The sequence below is a fragment of the Actinoplanes oblitus genome, assembly GCF_030252345.1.
Classification (GTDB): Bacteria; Actinomycetota; Actinomycetes; order Mycobacteriales; family Micromonosporaceae; genus Actinoplanes; species Actinoplanes oblitus.
This window is the reverse complement of the sequence record NZ_CP126980.1, coordinates 318,267-336,428: the sequence shown is the minus strand read 5'-3', so window position 1 is coordinate 336,428 and position 18,162 is coordinate 318,267. Positions and strand designations below refer to the sequence as shown.

At 70.3% G+C, this 18,162-nt stretch carries 17 protein-coding genes and 1 tRNA gene; 11 read left to right on the top strand and 7 right to left on the bottom strand.

Annotated features, from left to right (window positions below):
- From Actob_RS01535 to Actob_RS01520, 4 genes are all read left to right on the top strand, one after another.
- On the top strand, positions 1–195 hold the full coding sequence (locus Actob_RS01535; protein ID WP_284918139.1) for a DUF397 domain-containing protein: 195 nt from the start codon (positions 1–3) through the stop codon (positions 193–195).
- A 203-nt stretch (positions 196–398) separates the two neighbouring features.
- Positions 399–599 carry a DUF397 domain-containing protein gene (locus Actob_RS01530; RefSeq protein ID WP_284918138.1) on the top strand — a complete coding sequence of 67 codons (201 nt, stop codon included), beginning with the start codon at positions 399–401 and terminating at the stop codon, positions 597–599.
- Positions 600–655: 56 nt separating this feature from the next.
- Positions 656–1,174 carry a DUF6226 family protein gene (locus Actob_RS01525; RefSeq protein WP_284918136.1) on the top strand — a complete coding sequence of 173 codons (519 nt, stop codon included), beginning with the start codon at positions 656–658 and terminating at the stop codon, positions 1,172–1,174.
- 78 nt (positions 1,175–1,252) lie between these two features.
- Positions 1,253–2,422 (top strand): MFS transporter, encoded by a 1,170-nt coding sequence (locus tag Actob_RS01520; RefSeq protein WP_284918135.1) that lies wholly within the window; start codon positions 1,253–1,255, stop codon positions 2,420–2,422.
- 106 nt (positions 2,423–2,528) lie between these two features.
- Here Actob_RS01520 and Actob_RS01515 read toward each other — a convergent pair whose 3' ends face one another.
- The gene (locus tag Actob_RS01515) at positions 2,529–4,241 is read right to left on the bottom strand and encodes a GGDEF domain-containing protein (RefSeq protein WP_284918134.1); all 1,713 of its coding nucleotides are present in this window, start codon (positions 4,239–4,241) and stop codon (positions 2,529–2,531) included.
- A 901-nt stretch (positions 4,242–5,142) separates the two neighbouring features.
- Here Actob_RS01515 and Actob_RS01510 point away from each other — a divergent pair.
- The 3 genes from Actob_RS01510 to Actob_RS01500 are packed head-to-tail and all read left to right on the top strand — an operon-like array spanning position 5,143 to position 6,851.
- Positions 5,143–5,478 (top strand): hypothetical protein, encoded by a 336-nt coding sequence (locus tag Actob_RS01510; protein WP_284918132.1) that lies wholly within the window; start codon positions 5,143–5,145, stop codon positions 5,476–5,478.
- Between the two features lies 1 nt (position 5,479).
- The gene (locus tag Actob_RS01505) at positions 5,480–5,995 is read left to right on the top strand and encodes a DUF6879 family protein (RefSeq protein ID WP_284918131.1); all 516 of its coding nucleotides are present in this window, start codon (positions 5,480–5,482) and stop codon (positions 5,993–5,995) included.
- A 10-nt stretch (positions 5,996–6,005) separates the two neighbouring features.
- On the top strand, positions 6,006–6,851 hold the full coding sequence (locus tag Actob_RS01500) for a helix-turn-helix domain-containing protein (RefSeq protein WP_284918130.1): 846 nt from the start codon (positions 6,006–6,008) through the stop codon (positions 6,849–6,851).
- 254 nt (positions 6,852–7,105) lie between these two features.
- Here the strand turns inward: Actob_RS01500 and Actob_RS01495 are convergent.
- Positions 7,106–7,182, bottom strand: a tRNA-Thr gene (locus Actob_RS01495).
- 116 nt (positions 7,183–7,298) lie between these two features.
- Here Actob_RS01495 and Actob_RS01490 point away from each other — a divergent pair.
- Complete coding sequence (locus tag Actob_RS01490; RefSeq protein WP_284918129.1) at positions 7,299–9,047, top strand: metallophosphoesterase family protein; 1,749 nt, start codon at positions 7,299–7,301, stop codon at positions 9,045–9,047.
- A gap of 46 nt (positions 9,048–9,093) precedes the next feature.
- On the opposite strand, the gene Actob_RS01485 is transcribed toward Actob_RS01490, so the two are convergent.
- Complete coding sequence (locus Actob_RS01485; protein WP_284922205.1) at positions 9,094–9,933, bottom strand: PSP1 domain-containing protein; 840 nt, start codon at positions 9,931–9,933, stop codon at positions 9,094–9,096.
- A gap of 733 nt (positions 9,934–10,666) precedes the next feature.
- On the opposite strand from Actob_RS01485, the gene Actob_RS01480 reads away from it, so the two are divergent.
- Positions 10,667–11,749, top strand: coding sequence for a hypothetical protein (locus Actob_RS01480; RefSeq protein ID WP_284918128.1), 1,083 nt, complete (start codon positions 10,667–10,669; stop codon positions 11,747–11,749).
- Between the two features lie 439 nt (positions 11,750–12,188).
- On the opposite strand, the gene Actob_RS01475 is transcribed toward Actob_RS01480, so the two are convergent.
- From Actob_RS01475 to Actob_RS01465, 3 genes are read right to left on the bottom strand one after another with little or no spacing between them, the layout of a single operon-like run.
- Positions 12,189–13,106: a hypothetical protein gene (locus tag Actob_RS01475; RefSeq protein WP_284918127.1), complete on the bottom strand. Its 918-nt coding sequence runs from the start codon at positions 13,104–13,106 to the stop codon at positions 12,189–12,191.
- A complete protein-coding gene (locus tag Actob_RS01470; protein ID WP_284918126.1) occupies positions 13,106–13,402 on the bottom strand; it encodes a type VII secretion target in 297 nt (98 codons plus the stop codon). The genes Actob_RS01475 and Actob_RS01470 overlap by 1 nt, the downstream gene beginning before the upstream one ends.
- Position 13,403: 1 nt before the next feature.
- Positions 13,404–13,730 carry a YbaB/EbfC family DNA-binding protein gene (locus Actob_RS01465; RefSeq protein WP_284918124.1) on the bottom strand — a complete coding sequence of 109 codons (327 nt, stop codon included), beginning with the start codon at positions 13,728–13,730 and terminating at the stop codon, positions 13,404–13,406.
- Between the two features lie 320 nt (positions 13,731–14,050).
- Here Actob_RS01465 and Actob_RS01460 point away from each other — a divergent pair, with 320 nt between their 5' ends.
- On the top strand, positions 14,051–15,244 hold the full coding sequence (locus Actob_RS01460) for a DNA polymerase III subunit delta' (protein ID WP_284922204.1): 1,194 nt from the start codon (positions 14,051–14,053) through the stop codon (positions 15,242–15,244).
- 357 nt (positions 15,245–15,601) lie between these two features.
- Here the strand turns inward: Actob_RS01460 and Actob_RS01455 are convergent, their stop codons facing one another.
- Positions 15,602–16,714 carry an endo-1,4-beta-xylanase gene (locus Actob_RS01455; protein WP_284918123.1) on the bottom strand — a complete coding sequence of 371 codons (1,113 nt, stop codon included), beginning with the start codon at positions 16,712–16,714 and terminating at the stop codon, positions 15,602–15,604.
- Positions 16,715–16,910: 196 nt separating this feature from the next.
- Here Actob_RS01455 and Actob_RS01450 point away from each other — a divergent pair, with 196 nt between their 5' ends.
- The gene (locus tag Actob_RS01450; protein ID WP_284918122.1) at positions 16,911–18,131 is read left to right on the top strand and encodes an SGNH/GDSL hydrolase family protein; all 1,221 of its coding nucleotides are present in this window, start codon (positions 16,911–16,913) and stop codon (positions 18,129–18,131) included.
- The last annotated feature ends 31 nt before the right edge of the window (positions 18,132–18,162 follow it).

Here is an 18,162-nt window from a genome sequence, read left to right as displayed (position 1 = left end):
ATGGAGAACATCAACGCGCCCGCATGGCGTAAGAGCAGCCGCTGCGGCACGTCGACCTGCGTCGAGGTCGCAAAAGTCGACGACAGCTACCTGATCCGCGACTCGAAGAACCCCGAAGCCGCCGCCCTGACCTTCACGAAGGCCGAATGGGATGCGTTCGTCGAGGGCGTCAACGCGGGCGAATTCCGTTTCTGAAGACTCGTGGCCACCCGCTCCGGCACCCGGAGCGGGTCGGTCCAAAATACTCGCAAAGTACGTATTTCATAAGCAACGAGCGCCGCATAACTCACAATTCGTGAGATAAGCGGCGTCCTTTAGTTTTCACTCATGTCGGCGAACGCCGACGATCGGCTCTGTCGCATACCGTGGGATTCGAACCACCACGGAGGTGTACAGACATGATCAAAACGACCACGGAGACGCCGTGGCGGCGCAGCAGACGCTGCGCCAGCGGCGCGTGTGTCGAGGTCGCGCGGGTCGGTGAGCTGTTCCTGATCCGCGATTCGAAGGACCTCGACGCGGCCCCACTGGCCTTCAGCAGGGAGGTCTGGGAAGCCTTCCTCGCCGGTGTCAAGGCCGAGGAGTTCGGCCGGGCATGAATCCGTTCCCACCGGAGCACCTAGGTGTCGCGGGCCGAGCGCGGCATACTGCACTGGTGGACGGCAACCAGCACGCCACCGATTCGGACCGCTTCACCCTGCTGCACGAGGCGGCCGACACCCTGCTGGACGAGCTCACCGAGCGCTATCAGGTGGAGCGCCGGGAGACCAAGGAACCGCTCGGGCTCGACGAGGCGCTCGCGCGGACCGTCCGGCTCATCCCCCGCATCCCGACCGCGGCGCCGCTGGCGATCCAGTTCGCCGAGCCGAGCCTGCACCTGCGGCTCGGCCGATGGTGGACACGGACGCTGCCGGCCTGCCTGTGCGGCACCTGCGACGAGGACCCCAAACTGCTCATCGAGCAGCTCTACCGGCACGCCGACGCGCTGGTCGAGGGTGGTCTCTGGGAGCGGGTCCGCCGCGGGTTGAGCGGGTCGTTCTACGAGGCCAGGCTCATCGGCGCCGGAGTGTGCGCCGACCAGGAGGGGCCGCTCTCCGCGGCCGGCGCCCGGGATGCCCGGCGTGGCGGGTTCGCCGCTCCGGTGCAGTGGACGCCCTGGCAGTTGCGTTCCTGACGCTCCGTCTCCAGGAGTGCCGGGCAGGGCCGTGGGCGTGCACCCACGGCCCCGACCCGGGCGGGTAGCGTCCAGCCGGTGATCACCGGCACCGACACCCAGCTGCGCGCGGCCACCCGCGCGGTCTATCTCGCCTTCGTCTTCCTGGGCGTCGCGATCGCCACCTTCGCGTCGCGGATCCCGCAGATCCGCGACCAGCTGGGGCTGAGCCCGTCGCAGCTCGGACTGGTGCTGCTGGCCGCCGCGATCGGCTCGATCACGGCGCTGCCGCTGGCCGGGCACATCGTGGAACGGTTCGGGTCCCGGCGCACGGTCATCGCGATGGCCCTGACCTTCGGGCTGGCGCTCACGGTGGTCGCCATCGGTTACCGGTCCGGCGTGCTCGCGGTGGTCGCCGGACTTTACGTGTACGGCTTCGCCACCGGCGCCTGGGACGTGGCGATGAACGTGCAGGGGGCGGTGGTGGAGCGTCGCCTGGGCCGGGCGATCATGCCGCGGTTCCACGCCGGGTACAGCGTCGGCACTGTCGCCGGGGCGGTCCTCGGGGCCGGTGCCGTCGCCCTCGGCATCTCGGTCACCTGGCACCTGGTGCTGGTGGTCGTGACGTCGGTGCTGATCGTCGCGGCGACGGCCGGCAAGTTCGGGCCGGACGACACGGCACCGGCCGAGGAGAAGCCCGCGCCCTCCGGGATCTTCACGTTCTGGCGGGAGCCGCGCACCCTGATCATCGGCGTGTTCGTGCTGGCCTTCGCGTTCACCGAGGGCGCCGGGGTGGACTGGATCAGCGTGGCGATGATCGACGACTACGGCACCTCGGCGGCGATCGGCACGCTGACCTTCGCGGTGTTCCTGGCCGCCATGACGATCGGCCGCTGGTACGGCCCCGGCCTGCTGGACCGTTACGGACGGGTCCCGGTGGTCCGGGTTCTCGCCGTGATCGGGCTGGGCGGGCTGCTGCTCTTCGCCCTCGGCGGGCACCCGGTGATCGCCTTCATCGGGGCGCTGCTCTGGGGCGCCGGCGCCTCGCTCGGCTTCCCGATCGGGATGAGCGCGGCCGCCGACGAGCCGGCCAAGGCCGCGCCGCGGGTGGGCGTGGTCGCCTCGATCGGCTACCTGGCGTTCCTGGGCGGCCCGCCGCTGATCGGTTTCCTCGGCGACCACCTGAGCGTGGCTCGCGGCCTGCTCGCTGTCGGCGTGCTGCTGGCGCTCTCGTTCGTGCTGTCGCCGGCACTGAAGCCGGTGCGATAAGAGCGTTTCCGATCAGGAAACGCGAGCGTCCAGATCGATGATCCGGGATCGTTGACCGCCGTAAGTGGCCGACCGAGCACCGCTGTCCGGGCGTCGCTGGGAACAGTCACGCCGCCACGAGTGCCGGGGCATCGAGCAGCCCGGCTGCCTCCAGCGCGAGGAACTCGTCGACCGCCTGCGGGTGAAACTGCACCCCTCGGCAGCGCCGCAGCTCGGCGCGGGCCTCCGCCGCGGTCAGGCCCGCATGCTCGGCGCCGGCGGTGCGCATGACCACCCATGCGGCGCAGACGCCGGCCACGAGGGCCGCCGGCACGTCCGGGTCGTGCGCGCGGCGGCGTACCGCCTCGGTCACCGTCGCGGTCCAGCGCCGGATCTGCTCGTCGATGTCGGCCGGCCCGCCGGCCGGAGTAGCGGCCGCCGGCTCGGAGCCACTCATCACCACCCGGTTACGCCCGCCGCGTTTCGCCGCGTACAGCGCGGCGTCGGCCGCGTTGAGAAGATCGTCGGTGGAGGCCTCGCCGGGCAGTTCGGCGGCGCCGATCGAGACAGTCACCGCGACTTCCGTACGGCCGTCGACGAGCACCGGCGTCCCGGCGATCAGCTCCCGCAGGCGCTCCGCCAGCGCGGCCGGCCCGTCGGGATCCGATGCCATCAGCACGGCGAACTCCTCGCCGCCGAACCGGGCGACGACGTCGTTGCTTCCACAGGCGTCCCGCAGCCGGTGCGCCACCTCCGTGAGGACCTGGTCACCCGCCGGATGACCGTACGTGTCATTGATGTGCTTGAAGTGGTCCACGTCCAGCAGCAGCATGGCGAGCGAGGTGCCGTGCCGGGCCGCCCGCTCGCCCTCGGCACGCAGCGCCTCGGAGAGAAAGCGGCGGGTGTGGACGCCGGTGAGGCCGTCCGTCATGGCAATCCGGCGCTGCGCCGAGATGAGACCGGCCATGCGCATGAGCACCAGCAGGAACAGCACCGCCGAGGCGGTCACCACGACGAGGTCCGAACTCTCGACGTGGCGCAGATTCTGCACGACCAGCACCGCGGGAGCCACCGAGGTGGCGATGGCGAGCAGGAGCAAGCGGTACAGCGTCGCTCCCGAGCGTCCCTCGACCGGATCGGCGACCTGACGCATCGACGGGTGCAACGCGGCAGCACCGAGCACGAGGTAACTGGCCAGGTAGATCGCGTCCGACCAGCCACCGTTCGCGTACATCCCGTACAGCGACAGCAGGCCGTACGCGGTGTCGGAGAGCAGCGTCAGGCCAAGGAACGCCAGCAACAGCTGGTACGACCGTTGGCGCGCGCCGCCGCCGAGCAGCAGCCGGATGGCCACGGTGAGCACGCACAAATCCATGATCGGATAGATGGTGGCCCCTACCCGGTCCATCGCCGAGATGCCCGGCGTGGCGACGCTGGGGTGGATGAGGAACACCCACCAGAGCACCGCCGCACCCACCGCGAGGATCGCGGTGTCCACCAACGCGGCGGTGTTGCGCTGCGGTGAGCGCCGCCGGCCCAGCAACACCAGCGCGGCCGCGACCAGCACATACTGCGAGAGGTACAAACCGTTGGCGAGCAAGGGATAGCCGGTGTCTCCCCCGGCGGTGGCCGCGAAGTAGGCGACATCGCCGCTGAGGTAGATCACCTGACCGCCGGCGAACAGCCACCAGACGGCCGCGGCCGTCGGTCGGTGCAGCCGGATGCCGACCGCCATCGCGACCGCCGTGCCACCGCTCACCAGGCAGTAGAGCACCGACTGCGCGACCGGGTGCGATGCCGGGACGATGAAGTGGCCGACGGCCAGGACCGCCGCCACCACGCACCAAACCTTCCAGACCAGCGATCGAGGCGCACCCGCGGTTGCTGATGCCGTGGAACGCTCCGGTCCGCTGCTCAAGCATGTCACCGCGTCATCTCACCGCCCCGACGTTGTCCGCCGGTTCCCGTCCGGTTGCCGTTGGGGTGCACCGTTCCGTCCCCTCGCGGGAGTCGTTGCCGGAGGGCCCTTGTCGCATACCTGGTCGCCGATCATCCCGGTGAGGGTGAGGAGGGCCTCGGACACTCGCCGCGTCGTGCCTTGGCCATCACCCGCCGGTTGCGCCACGACAAGCTCTGCTAGTCCGGTGCGGTCACCGAGCTGCCCACTTCGGCTCAGCGTTGGTGCACTCGTGAAAGCGAATCCAGGCGTTTTGGACATGAATCCAGCCCCAGCAGCTGGTCCGGATCGCCCTGCCGCACACGCAGACAGCGGTTCGGGGCTCATAGAACCGCTGCGGCGGTATCGCCTGCTGACGGGTCCCGAGCGGACCGCGCGGTCTTGGGTTGTGCACCCCCGACGTCTCGCTCGTCCGCGTAGTCACCGCGGGCTCCGGAGGGGCGCAGCGGGCTGGGTGCGCCGGTTGGCCGGGCACGGGTAGGCATCAACCCCGCACCGGCAGCCGACGATCCACGGTCGGCAGCGTCTCCACCGCCGGCACCGACCGTGCTCGATCATTGTGCCGCGCATGCCCACCGCCTTCACCGCGTCATCCATGGTTTCCAAGCGACGCCGGTTGTTCGACCTGCCGCGCCGAGGACGACGTTATGAAGGGCCGAGCTAGAGGGCCAAGGAGTTTGCTCAAGTTTGCTTGTCATTTCACGGCTTGACATGGCCGCTATCCGCGACGAACCTTCGATGAAGTCGAGCAAACTCAAGCAACTTTCGACCGGAAGGATCGGAAATGCGACTAACGTTCCTCGGCAAAGAAACACAGGGTGGCGGGTCACCAACGCTGTACGAGACCGATCGCGGGACCTGCGTAGTTCAGGGTTGGAAGGTGCCCGGAGAGCCGGCGACGACCGTCGAGATTCCGGAGTCGCTGCTCCAGCACCTTCGTCCTGACACGGTGCTCGCGGAGCGGCTGGAACCGACTGGCCGAACCTGGCGGGGAGACAGCGGAGAGAGTGCCACTTTCAACATCTCCGGAGCGGATCTGGAGGATGAGATCCTGACGCACCTCAACGTTCCAGATCATGAGTCGTGCGTCGAGGTTGGGCTGCGGCGGAAGGGCGGATGAGGTGCGGTTGCTGCAAGGGCCGGCGTTCGACGACGTCTTCCGGACGTTTGAGCGCAGCGCCTTTCACCTGGAGGTGGAGGACGCCTACCACACACCGAGCGAGTCTGAACCGTTCCAGAAGTTCCTCCACGGTGACGCCGACGACTTTGACTGGCACCGGCCGTGGCTGGACCTCGTCCGGGAGACAACGCGAAGCGGTCGGCGCGTAGAGCGGATCCGTATCGTCTCCGTGCCACACGTGGACTACACCCGCTGGGGACTCACTGTGGCGCCGCTGAACATCGCGGCCGGCGAGGACATCCGCTGGCTCCCGCGGCACCTCCTGGACGGCATCGACGTCACGGCTGACGACTTCTGGCTCATCGATAATGAGCGGGTCGTGTTCACCGTCTTCACCCCGGACGGCACCTTCTCGGGCGGGGCTGAGACTGTGGATCCGTTGATCGTTGACCGGTGTGTGCGGGTACGCGAGACGCTCTGGAAGCTGGCCATCCCGCACGCTGACTACGTGCGCTGAGCGGTGTTCTTTGGCAACAAGCACGGTCCATCAGGCGCGCGAGGCGTTCGGCCAGCGTCTCCGCGACCTCCGACGTGATGCTGGGCTGACCGGCAGGGGTCTCGCCGACCTTGCCGGCTGGCACAGCTCCAAGGTTTCGAAAATCGAGTATGGCAAGCAGTCGCCGTCTGAGGACGACATCCAAGTCTGGTGTCGGCTCTGCAGGGCCGACGATCAGGCCGAGAATCTGATCGCCGCAGTCCGCGGCATCGAGGCCATGTACGTCGAATGGCGCCGTCGTCTCCGCACCGGCACACGCGCCCGCCAGGAAAAGTCCCAGTCGCTGGAGTCCGACACCCAGCTGATGCGGTGGTTCGAGCCGATCCTGGTGCCCGGCCTTCTCCACACCGCCGAGTACGCCACCGCGGTACTCACCCGGGTCGTCCAGTTCTACGAGATCCCGGACGACATCGAGGCTGGCGTATCGGCACGGATGGAACGGCAGCAAATCCTCTACCGGCGCGGGCACGCGTTCCACTTCGTGATGGCTCAGCAGGCGCTCCGTACCCAGGTGGGAAGTCGCGATGTGATGATCGGTCAGCTGGATCGGCTGCTGTCGGTCATGTCGATGGCGCGCGTGCGCCTGGGCATCTTGCCCGCGGAGGCGCCGTATCTGGCGCCGTCCAACCAGTTCATCATGTTTGACGACCGCCTGGTGCACGTGGAAGCGGTCTCGGCTGAGCTGTCGATCACCCAGCCGCGCGAGATCGCGCTGTACGCACGCACCTTTGCTCTTCACGCCGGTCAGGCCCGGTATGGGGACCAGGCCCGGGCGTTGATTCTGGGCGAGCTTGAGCAGCTGCGGGCGACCACGTAACTCGCGATAGCGTCACCAGCCATCGGAGCGAGTGCCAGACCTTGGCGGCCATGGATGCTCTTCTCAAGCGGCGCCAGAGCGACGCGGCCGCAGGCTGACCGCCTCCCCCTGTTCGGAGGGGACCACGGAGAGCCGAAGGGCCGGAACTCGAGGCGCCTCGGGGCGCTGCCCCCAGATTGCCCCACTACGGAGCGTAGCGGGATTTGGATCTTAGAAAGACTGAAGCCCCAGGCCATCTGACCTGGGGCCTCACGTGGAGCCGCCTGACGGAATCGAACCGTCGACCTACGCATTACGAGTGCGTCGCTCTAGCCGACTGAGCTAAGGCGGCAACAGTTCCCAAGTGTACGACACGGTCAGATCGATTCGCGGGTGGGCCCGGACTACGGCGGACTGCCGATGTCGTACTCCGGGACTACTGTGCCTTTTGTGACAGACGATCAGTCGATGCCTGTCGTTCCCTCGGCCTCACCCCCCGCGGAGGCCGAGCACACCATGCCGGCCCGGCCGGCCAGCCTGGATCCGCAGCAGCTCGGGTTCACGCCGCAGAAACCGATCGGCTGGCTCGCGCCGCTGCTGCTGCTCAGCACCGGGCTGCGCGCGCTGCTGGCGATGCTCTTCGGGGCGTACATGGACAAGCGCGAGCTGCAGAACGCGCTGGACGCCGACTTCTTCGATCACTCGGCCACCGCCGACGGCGAGATCTGGCTGGATTACGTGGCGGATCTCGGCGACGGCTTCGACGCCACGTATTCGATCGCCTGGCTGCTCGCCCAGCCGTCGCTGACCGTGGACGGCACCGTCCTGCCCCGCGGCCGGCTGCTGCTGATGGGCGGCGACCAGGTCTATCCGCTGGCCAGCGGCGACGGCTACGAGAACAGGACGAAGGGCCCCTACCGGGCGGCCCTGCCGGAGGCGCCGGCCGGTGAGCCGCGGCCGACGTTGTTCGCGCTGCCCGGCAACCATGACTGGTACGACGGGCTCACCGCGTTCCTCCGCCTGTTCGCGCGCCGCAAGGACGGGCACATCGGCGGGTGGCGCACCGAGCAGCGCCGGTCGTACTTCGCCGTGAAACTGCCCAACAACTGGTGGCTGTTCGCGGTGGACGAGCAGTTCGGGGCGTACATCGACGATCCGCAGCTGCTCTACTTCGAGAAAGCCGCCCGGGAGGTCGGTCCGGACGACCGGATCATCCTGATGACCCCGTCGCCGACCTGGGTGAAAGCGCGGGACAACCCCGAGGCGTACGACGCTGTCGACTACTTCCTGCGCACCATCCTGGCGCCCACCCAGGCGCACGTGCGGGTGCTGGTCTCCGGCGACCTGCACCACTACGCGCGGTACTCGGGCGAGGATCGGGAGCTGATCACCTGTGGTGGCGGCGGCGCCTACCTGCTGGGCACCCACAAGCTGCCGAAAACGCTGGTGGTGCCGCCCAGGGACACGCTGACCCGCAGCCGCTCCCGCAGCCGGGACTACGAGTTGGTGGCCCGCTTCCCGGAGCCCGCGGTGTCCCGCAAGCTCGGCTGGGGCGTGTTCCACCGGGTGCCGCGGCGCAACGCCGGGTTCGCCACCATGCTGGGCATCGTCCACACGCTGACCATGCTGCCGATGGCCGGCGCGGCCCGGCAGGGCGGCAGCATCCAGCGGCTGTTCAGCATCCCGCTGCTGCTGATGCTGACGCTGATCATGATCGGGACGGTGCTGTTCGCGAAACCGCCGGGCGCGGCCAAGGCGAAACACGCGCGGCACTGGATCCTCGGGGTGAGCCACGGGCTGGCACAGATCGCGCTGGCGGCCGGGGGCACCTGGGTGTGGCTGCGGCTGCCGTTCCAGGACTGGACGTGGCCGGGGCCGTTCGTGGTGGCGGCGGTGCTCTACGGCCCGTTGATCGCGGTGGTGGCGACCCAGTTGCTCGCGCTGTACCTGCTGGTGGCCAGCTCGTTCAACGTGAATCTGAACGAGCTGTACGCGGGGCAGGGCATCGAGGACGCCAAGAGCTTCCTGCGGATGCACATCGACCAGGAGGGGACGCTCACCATCCATCCGCTCGGGGTTGACCGGGTGTGCCGGAGGTGGACGGCGGATCCGGGCGGGGAGGCGCACGCGCCCTGGTTGAAACCGGCGGAACCGATCGTGGTGCACCGGATCGAGCCGGCCATCCCGGTGGCCGGGCCGGGGACACCACGCGCTTGAGCCGTGCGGGGCGGGAGCGTGCGGAGTGCGTACGGAAAATCGGGTTTTATGGGTTGTAATGCGCGTCGTGAGCCTGGCGTGGGGCGCAGACCGAGGCTCGGGAGCACGAGCAACGGGAGCCGTCGGCGTCGAGGCGCACCACCACCGCATCTTTCGGAACGCTGTGCGCGACCACCCGGCCGTCGCCCTCGGGGGTCGTGACCCGGCTGCCGATCGTGGGGGCGGATGCCTGGAATGTCTGATATAGCGGGTGCTCGTATTTGAGGCAGCACATCAGGCGACCGCAGGCGCCGGAGATCCGCAGCGGGTTGAGCGGCAGGTCCTGATCTTTCGCCATCCGGATGGTGACCGGCTCGAAATCGGTCAGGAAGGTGGCGCAGCACAGGTCGCGTCCGCACGAGCCGATGCCGCCCTGGACGCGGGCCGAGTCGCGGGCGGAGAGCTGGCGCAGCTCGACCCGGCAGTGCAGGGTGGCGCCGAGATCGCGGACCAGTGAGCGGAAGTCGACCCGGTGCGGCGCGGTGAAGTAGATAGTCGTCCGCGGGCCACCGGCACCGCCCTGGTCCAGCACATGATCGACAGCCACCACCTTCATCGGCAGCTCGTGCGCCTTGATCAGCTTTTTGGCGGCGACCTTGGCCTCGGCCTTGCGCTTGCGCAGCAGCTCGTCGCGGCGCAGGTCGTCATCGGCGGCGATCCCCATGATCTTGGGGAACCCGTCGGTGTCCTCGGTGACCCATTGCGGTGCCCAGACGCACTCCGCCACCTCCGGACCGTCGTCGGTCGGCACCAGCACGCGGTCGCCGACCGACGGTGAGAACTCACCCGGATCGAGGTAGTAGAGGCGGCCGTACCGGTTGAAGCTGACCGCGCACAGCATGCCCATGCCGACAACCCTACGACCCTCGGGTTGCCGTACCAAATGCCGGTTTTGAACTACCCGCGAGGGTTGTCGCATAGATGCCGCGCAACCGGCCCAATCGACCTTCGTTGGCCAGTCCCGTAGACGCCGCCCCCGGCGGCTCGCGTCGAAAGGAATCGTCATGACACCCGCCAGGTCGTTGGCCGCCAGTGTCGCCGCGCTCGGGTTCGCCGGCACGTTGAGCATCCCGCTTCCGGCGTTCGCCGCTGTGGAAGCCTGCGCCCGGGCGCAGCGGTATGCGGCTCAGGCGGAGTCGGAGGTGCTCCGGGTGGAGCGATGGGAACTTCCGGAAGGGGCGGCGGTCCAGCGGGAGCATGGTGCGGGGCTGCGGCGGCGGGACAGCCGGGAGCGGCCTTCGGTGACGCCCTCGCCGGCGGACAGTGCGGGGGAAGTGTTGGAGGAGTTGGACCCCGGGTCGGGCTCCGACGCGAGCTCGGATTCCGGCTCCGGCACGGATGCGGACGACTACTCCGGCTCGGATTCGGATTCGGACTCGGATTCAGACTCGGATTCGACGAGCGACGGGGACGAATCGGCTCCGGCGGCATTTCGCGGCGCTCGGGCAGGCAACGTCGTCCCGGCCGCCATGCGCGGCGATCGGGCTGGCTTGAGCGGTGCTCGGGCGGGCGGCGCTCGGGCGGGCGGCGACGCGAAATCCGTGATCGCCGGCGTCGGGTTGGGCGATGCGCGGAGCGTCATGATCGCGGACGCGCCGGTGAAGTCGGCTGCCGCGGGAATGATCCTCAACGGACGCGTCGCCGGGGCGCCCGCTGCCGAGCAGGTGCTTCGGCAGGCGCCGCCGTCACACCCCGATCCGGTTGAGCAGCACACCGGGCCGAAGCGGTTCGGACCCATTCGGGTCGGCGGCGGCGCGATGACCGCGCACGCCCGATGGCAGCCGGCGTTCGGGTGCGGGTCCGGCGACGGGACGATCTCCCGGTCGTCGGTTCAGCTCGACCAGGTGCGGTTCGGCGGGGAGCTGATCCGCGTACCGTCGAAGTCCTCGGCCGTGAGCAGCACCAGCCTGGACGGCAAGGCCGGCCGCGGGCGATCGGTCGCCTCGGCGACGATGACCGCCGGCCGGATCGAGATCGCCGGCGGCGAGGTCCGCATCCGGATCCTGCGGGCGCCGACCCTGCGGGTCAGCATGTCCGCGAGCGAGGGCGGCGAGGTCCGCTTCCAACCCGCGGTGGTCGAGGTGTCCGGACCCGGAGTTTCCGGTACGCGTTTGGAGACCTCCACCGACCGGATCGACGTGGCGGTGGGCGACCTGGGCCCGGTGACCGAGTCGTCGCCGTCGCCGGTGCTGCCGTCGAAGAGCTCGCCGGTGCCGTCGATTCCCGGCTTGCCGGTCCCGTCGTCCGGGGACGGCGAGGCGCGGCAGGAGAGTGCGCCGGCCGGGAAGGCCATCGTTCGGGTGGCGCTCGGTGACGTCCGGCAGGCCTCCAAGGGCCACGCGCTGGCGGCCCGCGCTACCGCGGTCAAGGTGTCGGTGCTGCGCGCCGCCGGGAAGGGCCGGGGCGAGACCGGGTACGGATCGCCCGCGCTCGTCGCGGACCTCGGCATCGGGGTGCTGGAGGCGGCGGCGGTCGCCCCGGAGCCGGGCCGGCGGGAGGTCGAGACGGGTCGGCGGGAGGCCGAGACGGGCCGCGGACCGGCCGCGACGACACTGCCGGTCACCGGTCCCCAACTGGCCCCGGTGGTCATCACCGGAGCCGGGTTGCTGGTCGGCGGCGCGTTCGCGTTCCTGCTGGGTTCCCGGCGCCGGCGTCCGCAGTAGCGATTCCGCCGATCAGCTACCAAGGGTAGTTGCACAGAATCACTCTGTGTAGTCCGAGAGATCGATGAGCCAGTTGAGACGCCTCCGGCTGCCATCCCAGTGACGTCCCACTCCGGCGCCGAGGGAGACAGCTACGGTCCGCGTGGCTGCCCCTCGGTCGCGTCGGTAGCCAGTCCGGGCTCGACGTGGCCAGCCCGGGCTCGACGTGGCCAGCCCGGACCCGGCGTGGCCAGCCCGGACCCGGCGTGACCATTCCGGACTGAGCGTTGCGGGCCGCATTGTAGCGCGGCCCGCCACATGAGCGAACGTCCTCTGTAGTCGCGCCGTCAGACCTGCGGCGTAGATCTCAAGGCGATCGGCGGGTATTCGGCCCGGTCGCACCGTCGGCGAATATGGCCGACAGCAGGGACTGCGACCCACACCGCCGTGGACTGCTCAGTCAAACCGGCTGCGCGGTCTTGAGGTCGACGGCGGCGTCGAGGAGGTCCTCGGCGCGGTCGTAGCTGTTGGCGACCGCGGCGAGCAGCACGGCGGCGATGTCGGCGGCGGCCCGGGCCTCCTCGGGGCTGGGGAGACCGGTGCGGGAAGCCGGACCGGCGGACGGACCGCTCGGCGTGCCGGCGAACAGGCCGCCCGGCGAGCCGACGAGTGAGCCGCTCGGTCTGCCGGTGAGTGGGCCGCCCCGCGAGCCGGCGAGTGGGCCGCCCGGCGAACCGGTGAAGGGGTCGCCCGGCGAGCCGGTGAAGGGGCCGCCCGGCGTGTCGGCGAGGAGGCCGCTTGGTGAGCCCGCGAGGGGGCCGCTGAGCGATCCGAGGAACTGGGCGTCCATCAGGCCATCGAGCGGGCCCCCGGTGGCGGGGCCGGCGGTGAGGGTGAGAGCCGGGGCGGAGATGAGGACGTCGGCCAGGGTGACGGCCAGGTCGCGGCGTGTCCGGGTCATCCAGTCGGTGAGGGCGTCGGCCAGGTCGGCGGTGGCGGTCATCCGGCGGGACAGGCTGTCCGGACCGGCGTTGAGCTGCTCGGCGGTGCGGCGGCGAGCCGTTTCGTAGGCCTCGGCCGCACTGCCGGACCAGTCAGTGACCAGCGGCAACGCGTCAGCGGTCGCGGCACACGCGCGAGCCTGGGCGCGCAGTTCGGCCACCGGCTCGGCGATCGCCGCCGGATGCAGGGCGGCGACCGCGCGCACCGCGTCGCCGGGCAGCAGCCGGACGCGGCGCAGCTCCGGCCAGACGTCGTGACCGGCCGGTGCGCCCACCGCGGCGAGCACCTCGTCGACCCGGCTCAGCAACGGCTCGGCGGCTGCCAGCAGCGGATCGAGCCGGTCTCGCGGGGCCTCCACCGCCGGTGTCCCGGCCATCAGAGCCCTCGCAGGAAGCGGTGCTGGACCGCCGTGTCGGTCTCGGCATAGTCCCGGGCACTGGACCGCACCGCATCGGACAGATCGGACAGTCGCCGGGCCAGCCCGGCGGCCTCATCGGCCCGCGCCCGCAGGACGGCACCCAACTCCTGGTGCAGGCGCTGCCCGACCCGGCCCGGGCGACCGGCGTCGTCGGCGCCGAACGCGGCAGCGGCTGGCAGCAGGCCGGGAACCCGTCGGTCCATCGTGGCCAGCGTCTCGGCGGCCCGGTCGATGTGGTCGGCGAGTTGATCCATGTCAGCGGCCTTCCAGGGGGTGGAGCGATCCGAAAACCTCGGCGTGCAGCTTCTCCCGCGCCCAGCGGGCCGCCTCGGTGGCACTGGTGACGACGGCGCGCAGCTGCCGGGAGAACTCGGCCTGGTCACGCTGGCGCAGGCCGCCGTGCACCCGGACGTCCACGATGTCCCCCGCGGCGGTCACCACGATCTCGATGGACTGATCGGGCGAATGCACCGACACCTGATGCGCCGCCACGGCCCGGTCGAAATCGGCGCGCAGGCCCTCGACGCGCTTGTACCGATCGATCGCCTCATCGATCCATGCCTCGTCGATCTCCCGGGCCATGCACCGGCTCCTCACCACGCGTCAGCTTGCCGTCGCGTTCCGCTAGGAGAATCTACCGGTGTTTTCCGGGGCGCGGCGTCCTCTGTGGATAACTTCCGCGGGGGACTGACAGTCACCGAGAATCCTGTGGATCATTACGCTGCGTCAGGGCGACGATACGGCCAAAGCCGGTTCACGCGATGAGCCGGGCGCGATGATGTGGCGGCAAGGGCGGGCGGGGCGGGCGGATGGACAGCAAGTCGCGGCGGCAAGGGGCCGTGTCCGCGAACCGAGGCGGGACGGGGATTGTCGGAGGGTGGCAATACCATCGTCGGGTGAGTGTGCGGGATGTCTTCGCTGACCTGGTGGGCCAGGACGAGCCGGTCGAGACGCTTCGGCGGGCGGCTGGGGCTGCGGCACGCGTGGCCGCCGGGGAGCCGGTGGCCAGTGGGGCGATGACGCACGCCTGGATTTTCACCGGGCCGCCCGGGTCGGGGCGGTCGCTGGCGGCGCGGGCGTTTGCCGCGGCGTTGCAGTGTGAGCGGGACGGGAGCGGCTGCGGGGAGTGCCACGGCTGCCACACGGTGCTCGGGAAAACGCATGCTGACGTGCGGTTCGTCGTGCCGGAGGGCCTCTCCATCGGGGTCGGCGAGATGCGGGCGCTGGTGTTGCGGGCGGCCACCGCGCCGTCCGGCGGCCGCTGGCAGGTGGTGGTTATCGAGGACGCCGACCGGCTCACCGAGGCGGCCGGCAACGCGCTGCTCAAGGCGATCGAGGAGCCGCCGCCGCGGACGGTGTTCCTGCTCAGCACGCCGTCCACCCATCCGGATGACATCTCGGTGACGATCCGTTCCCGGTGCCGGGTGGTGGCGCTGCGTCAGCCGCCGGCCGACGCGGTGGCGGCGGCGCTGGTCGCCCGGGACGGCATGGCCTCCGACACGGCTGCCTGGGCGGCGGCCGCGGCGCAGGGTGACATCACCCGGGCGCGGTTGCTGGCCGCCGACGCGGAGGCCCGGTCCCGCCGGGAAGCCGTGCTGGCCGTGCCGAAACGGCTGACCGGGGTCGGTGCCTGTTTCGACGTGGCGGCGACGCTTGTCGCGGCGGCCAAGGCCGAGGCCGCGGCGAGCGTGGCGGAACCGGACGCTGCTGAGCGTTCGGCGCTGGAGCAGGCGCTCGGCGCGGGCGGCACCGGGCGCGGCGCGGCCGGGGCGATGCGCGGTTCCGCCGGGCAACTCAAGGACCTGGAGAAAAGGCAGAAGTCGCGGGCCACCAGGGCGCAGCGGGACGCGCTGGACCGGGCACTGGTCGACCTGGCCGGCTTCTACCGGGACGTGCTGATCACGGCGCTGCGCGCACCGGTCGCCGTGGTGCACGGCGACGTCGCCGCGCAGTCCGGGGCCGCGGCGCGCAAATGGACCCCGGAGAGCACCCTTCGGCGCTTGGAGGCGGTCCTGGCCTGCCGCGAGTCCATCAACCAGAACGTCAAACCCGAGATCGCCGTCGAAGCCATGATGCTGAACCTCTGGAAAGGCTGACCGAGACCGGTCGCGGTGGGTTTGGGTTCGGCACGTCGCAACCACCCGCGGACGTCGCCCTTTCGGGTCGGGCGTTCTGGACGCGCCAGCGTCCTGCCCGGCCCGGAAGGGTCCCCGCGGGAGCGGCGATCAGTTATCAGCGCGGGCCGTGGCAATGAAGGTCTTGAAGTTGATCTTGGCCTGAGAAGCGACGCGGAACGCTGAGCGGCGCGGAAGTAAGAGCGCCCCGGGGGCAGGACGGCCCGGAGCGGCTAGCGGAGCGAGGGAAAGGCGGCGCGCAAGGCAACGGCAGCGCGGGAGGCAGGGGACGAGAGGCTGCGCCGGCGGACGGTGCCGGCGCAGCCTGGTCTCGGTCCGTCAGCCGGCGAGCAGGAACGTCTCGCGTAGGCCCTCGTAGGCGGGCTTGGGCTGGAGGTTCTCGTCCATCGGGGTGGCCGAGCCCTGTCCGTCGAAGACGCCCGGCACCCATGAGTACTTATCGGTGAAGCCCCACACCGTGTACGACACACAGTGCCGCACCAGCAGGCAGGCGCGCAGCAGCAGGTTGAACCCCTCGGTCTGCGCCTGCACCTTGGCGGCGTCGGCGGGGAGCAGCATCCGCACGTCGACCTCGGTGAACGCGGTCCTCAGGCCGAGCTTGTCGAAACGCTGGACGTTGGTCAGGACGGTGTCCGGCAAACCGTACTGGATCGCGAGGTGACCCTGCATGCCGTAGCCGTGCACCGGCACGCCGGCCGCCCGCAACTGCTTGACCAGGGCGAAGTACGCATCGCTCTTCGCGTTGACGCCCTCGTTGTTGTAGTCGTTGAGGAACAGTAGCGCCTTGGGGTCGGCCTGGTGGGCCCAGCGGAACGCGTCGGCGATGTAGTTCGGCCCGAGCGCCCGCAGCCAGATGGTGTCGCGCGGCGTGCCGTCCTCGTTGAAGACCTCGTTGGCCACGTCCCAGGCCCACACCTTGCCCTTGAAGTGCCCGACCTCGTCGAGGATGTGCTTGCGCAGCAGCGCGCGCAGCTGGGCGGGAGTGTAGTTCGCCTCGGTCAGCCAGGACGGGTTCTGGCTGTGCCAGACCAGGGTGTGCCCGCGAACCAGCTGGTGGTTCTCCCGGGCGAACGCGACAAGCTGGTCGGCTGCGGTCCAGTCGTAGACCCCGGGCTGGGGCTCGACGACCTCCCACTTCATCACGTTCTCCGGGGTGACCGTGTCGAACTCGCGGGCCACGGCGGCCCGATAGGGGTCGTCGGCCGCGAGTGCCGCCATGTCGACGGCGGTGCCGACACGCACGCCGGTGCCGCGCGCCGCGGCCCGCAGCGACCCGTCGTCCGACCGGGGGTGCGCGCCGGCCAGGGACGAAGCCGAGCCCGGCTGTGCGCCGGCCAGGGGCGAAGCGGAGCCCGGGTGTGCGCTGGCCGGCGTGGAACCGGCCACGGCCAGGCCGACCGCGAGGAACGCGGCGATGCGTCCAAATCTCATTTGTAGTGCCTCCGAAAGTTACGGTGACATGCCGAAACGTTATGCACCATGTCCGCTCCCGTCAACAGTGTCCATCGATGATCGTCCGAGCGTTCGCATGGCGCTGTAGCCGATATTCCGCTCTTGACGCCATAGATGGGCAGCTCTACGTTACGAAGATCTGTCCCGGATATTCCCGAAACTTTCGGAGCGTGCTATGTCCACCAGACGCCAGCTCCTTGCCCTCACCGCGGGCGCGGCCGCCGCCGGCGCGCTCGCCGAGAGCCCCGCCTCGGCCGCCCCGGTCCGGGAGATCGCCAGCTGGGCGGCGGTCCCGACCACCATCCCGCCCACCGCGCCGCTGGTCCTCGCCGATCAGACAGTGCGCCACGTCGTGCATCTCAGCGTCGGCGGCGATCAGCTCCGGGTCCGGCTGACCAACGAGTTCGGCGAGACCCCGCTGCGGATCGGTGAGGTGCACGTGCGGCGCGGTGCCGCCGACCGCCGGGTCACCTTCGGTCGCCGCGCGTCGGTCACCGTCCCGGCCGGGGCGCCGATCGTCAGCGATCCGGTCGACCTGCACGTGCCGGGTGGCGCCGATGTGGAGATCAGCATCTACCTCCCGGGGCGCACGCCGGTCACCACGCTGGCGGCATTCGCGTTCCAGGACAACGTGATCGCCGCCGGCAACGTGACAGCGGCCCGGACCGTGACGCCGACCAGCACGATCCAGCAGTACTTGTTCCTGTCCGGGGTCAGCGTGCGCGCGTCCGGCGGGGCGATCGTCACGCTCGGCGACTCGATCACCAACGGCGCGAACACGGTGCCCAACACCAACCACCGCTGGCCGGATCTGCTCGCCGCGCGGCTGCGGTACCGGCGCGGGGTGGCGAACGTCGGCGTCTCCGGGAACCGGCTGCTGCACGACCCCAACCCACCGGCCGGCAGTCCGGCGGTGGGCTACGCGGCGTACTTCGGGCAGAGCGCGCTGCGCCGGTTCGACCGGGACGTGCTGGCCCAGCCCGGCGCGGAGTTCCTGGTGGTGCTGCTCGGGGTGAACGATCTCGGACACCCGGGGACCTCAGCGCCGCTCGACGAGGTGGTCTCGGCGGACGACCTGATCGGGGCGCACCGGCAGCTGATCGCCCGGGCGCACCGGGCCGGGCTGCGGGCATACGGGGCTACGGTGCTGCCGTTCAAAGACGACACGCTCGGGTTCTACAGCGCGGAGAACGAGCGGAAGCGGTCGGTGCTGAACCGGTGGATCCGCGGCTCCGGCGAGTACGACGGGGTGATCGACTTCGACGCGGCGATGCGGGATCCGCACGATCCGCTGCGGCTGAACCCCGCCTACGACAGCGGCGATCACCTGCACCCGAACGACGCCGGGATGGCCGCGATGGCCGCCGCGGTGCCGCTCCGGCTGTTCAAGGGCTAGCCGTGACCGCGCACCGTCCGGCTCCGGTCGT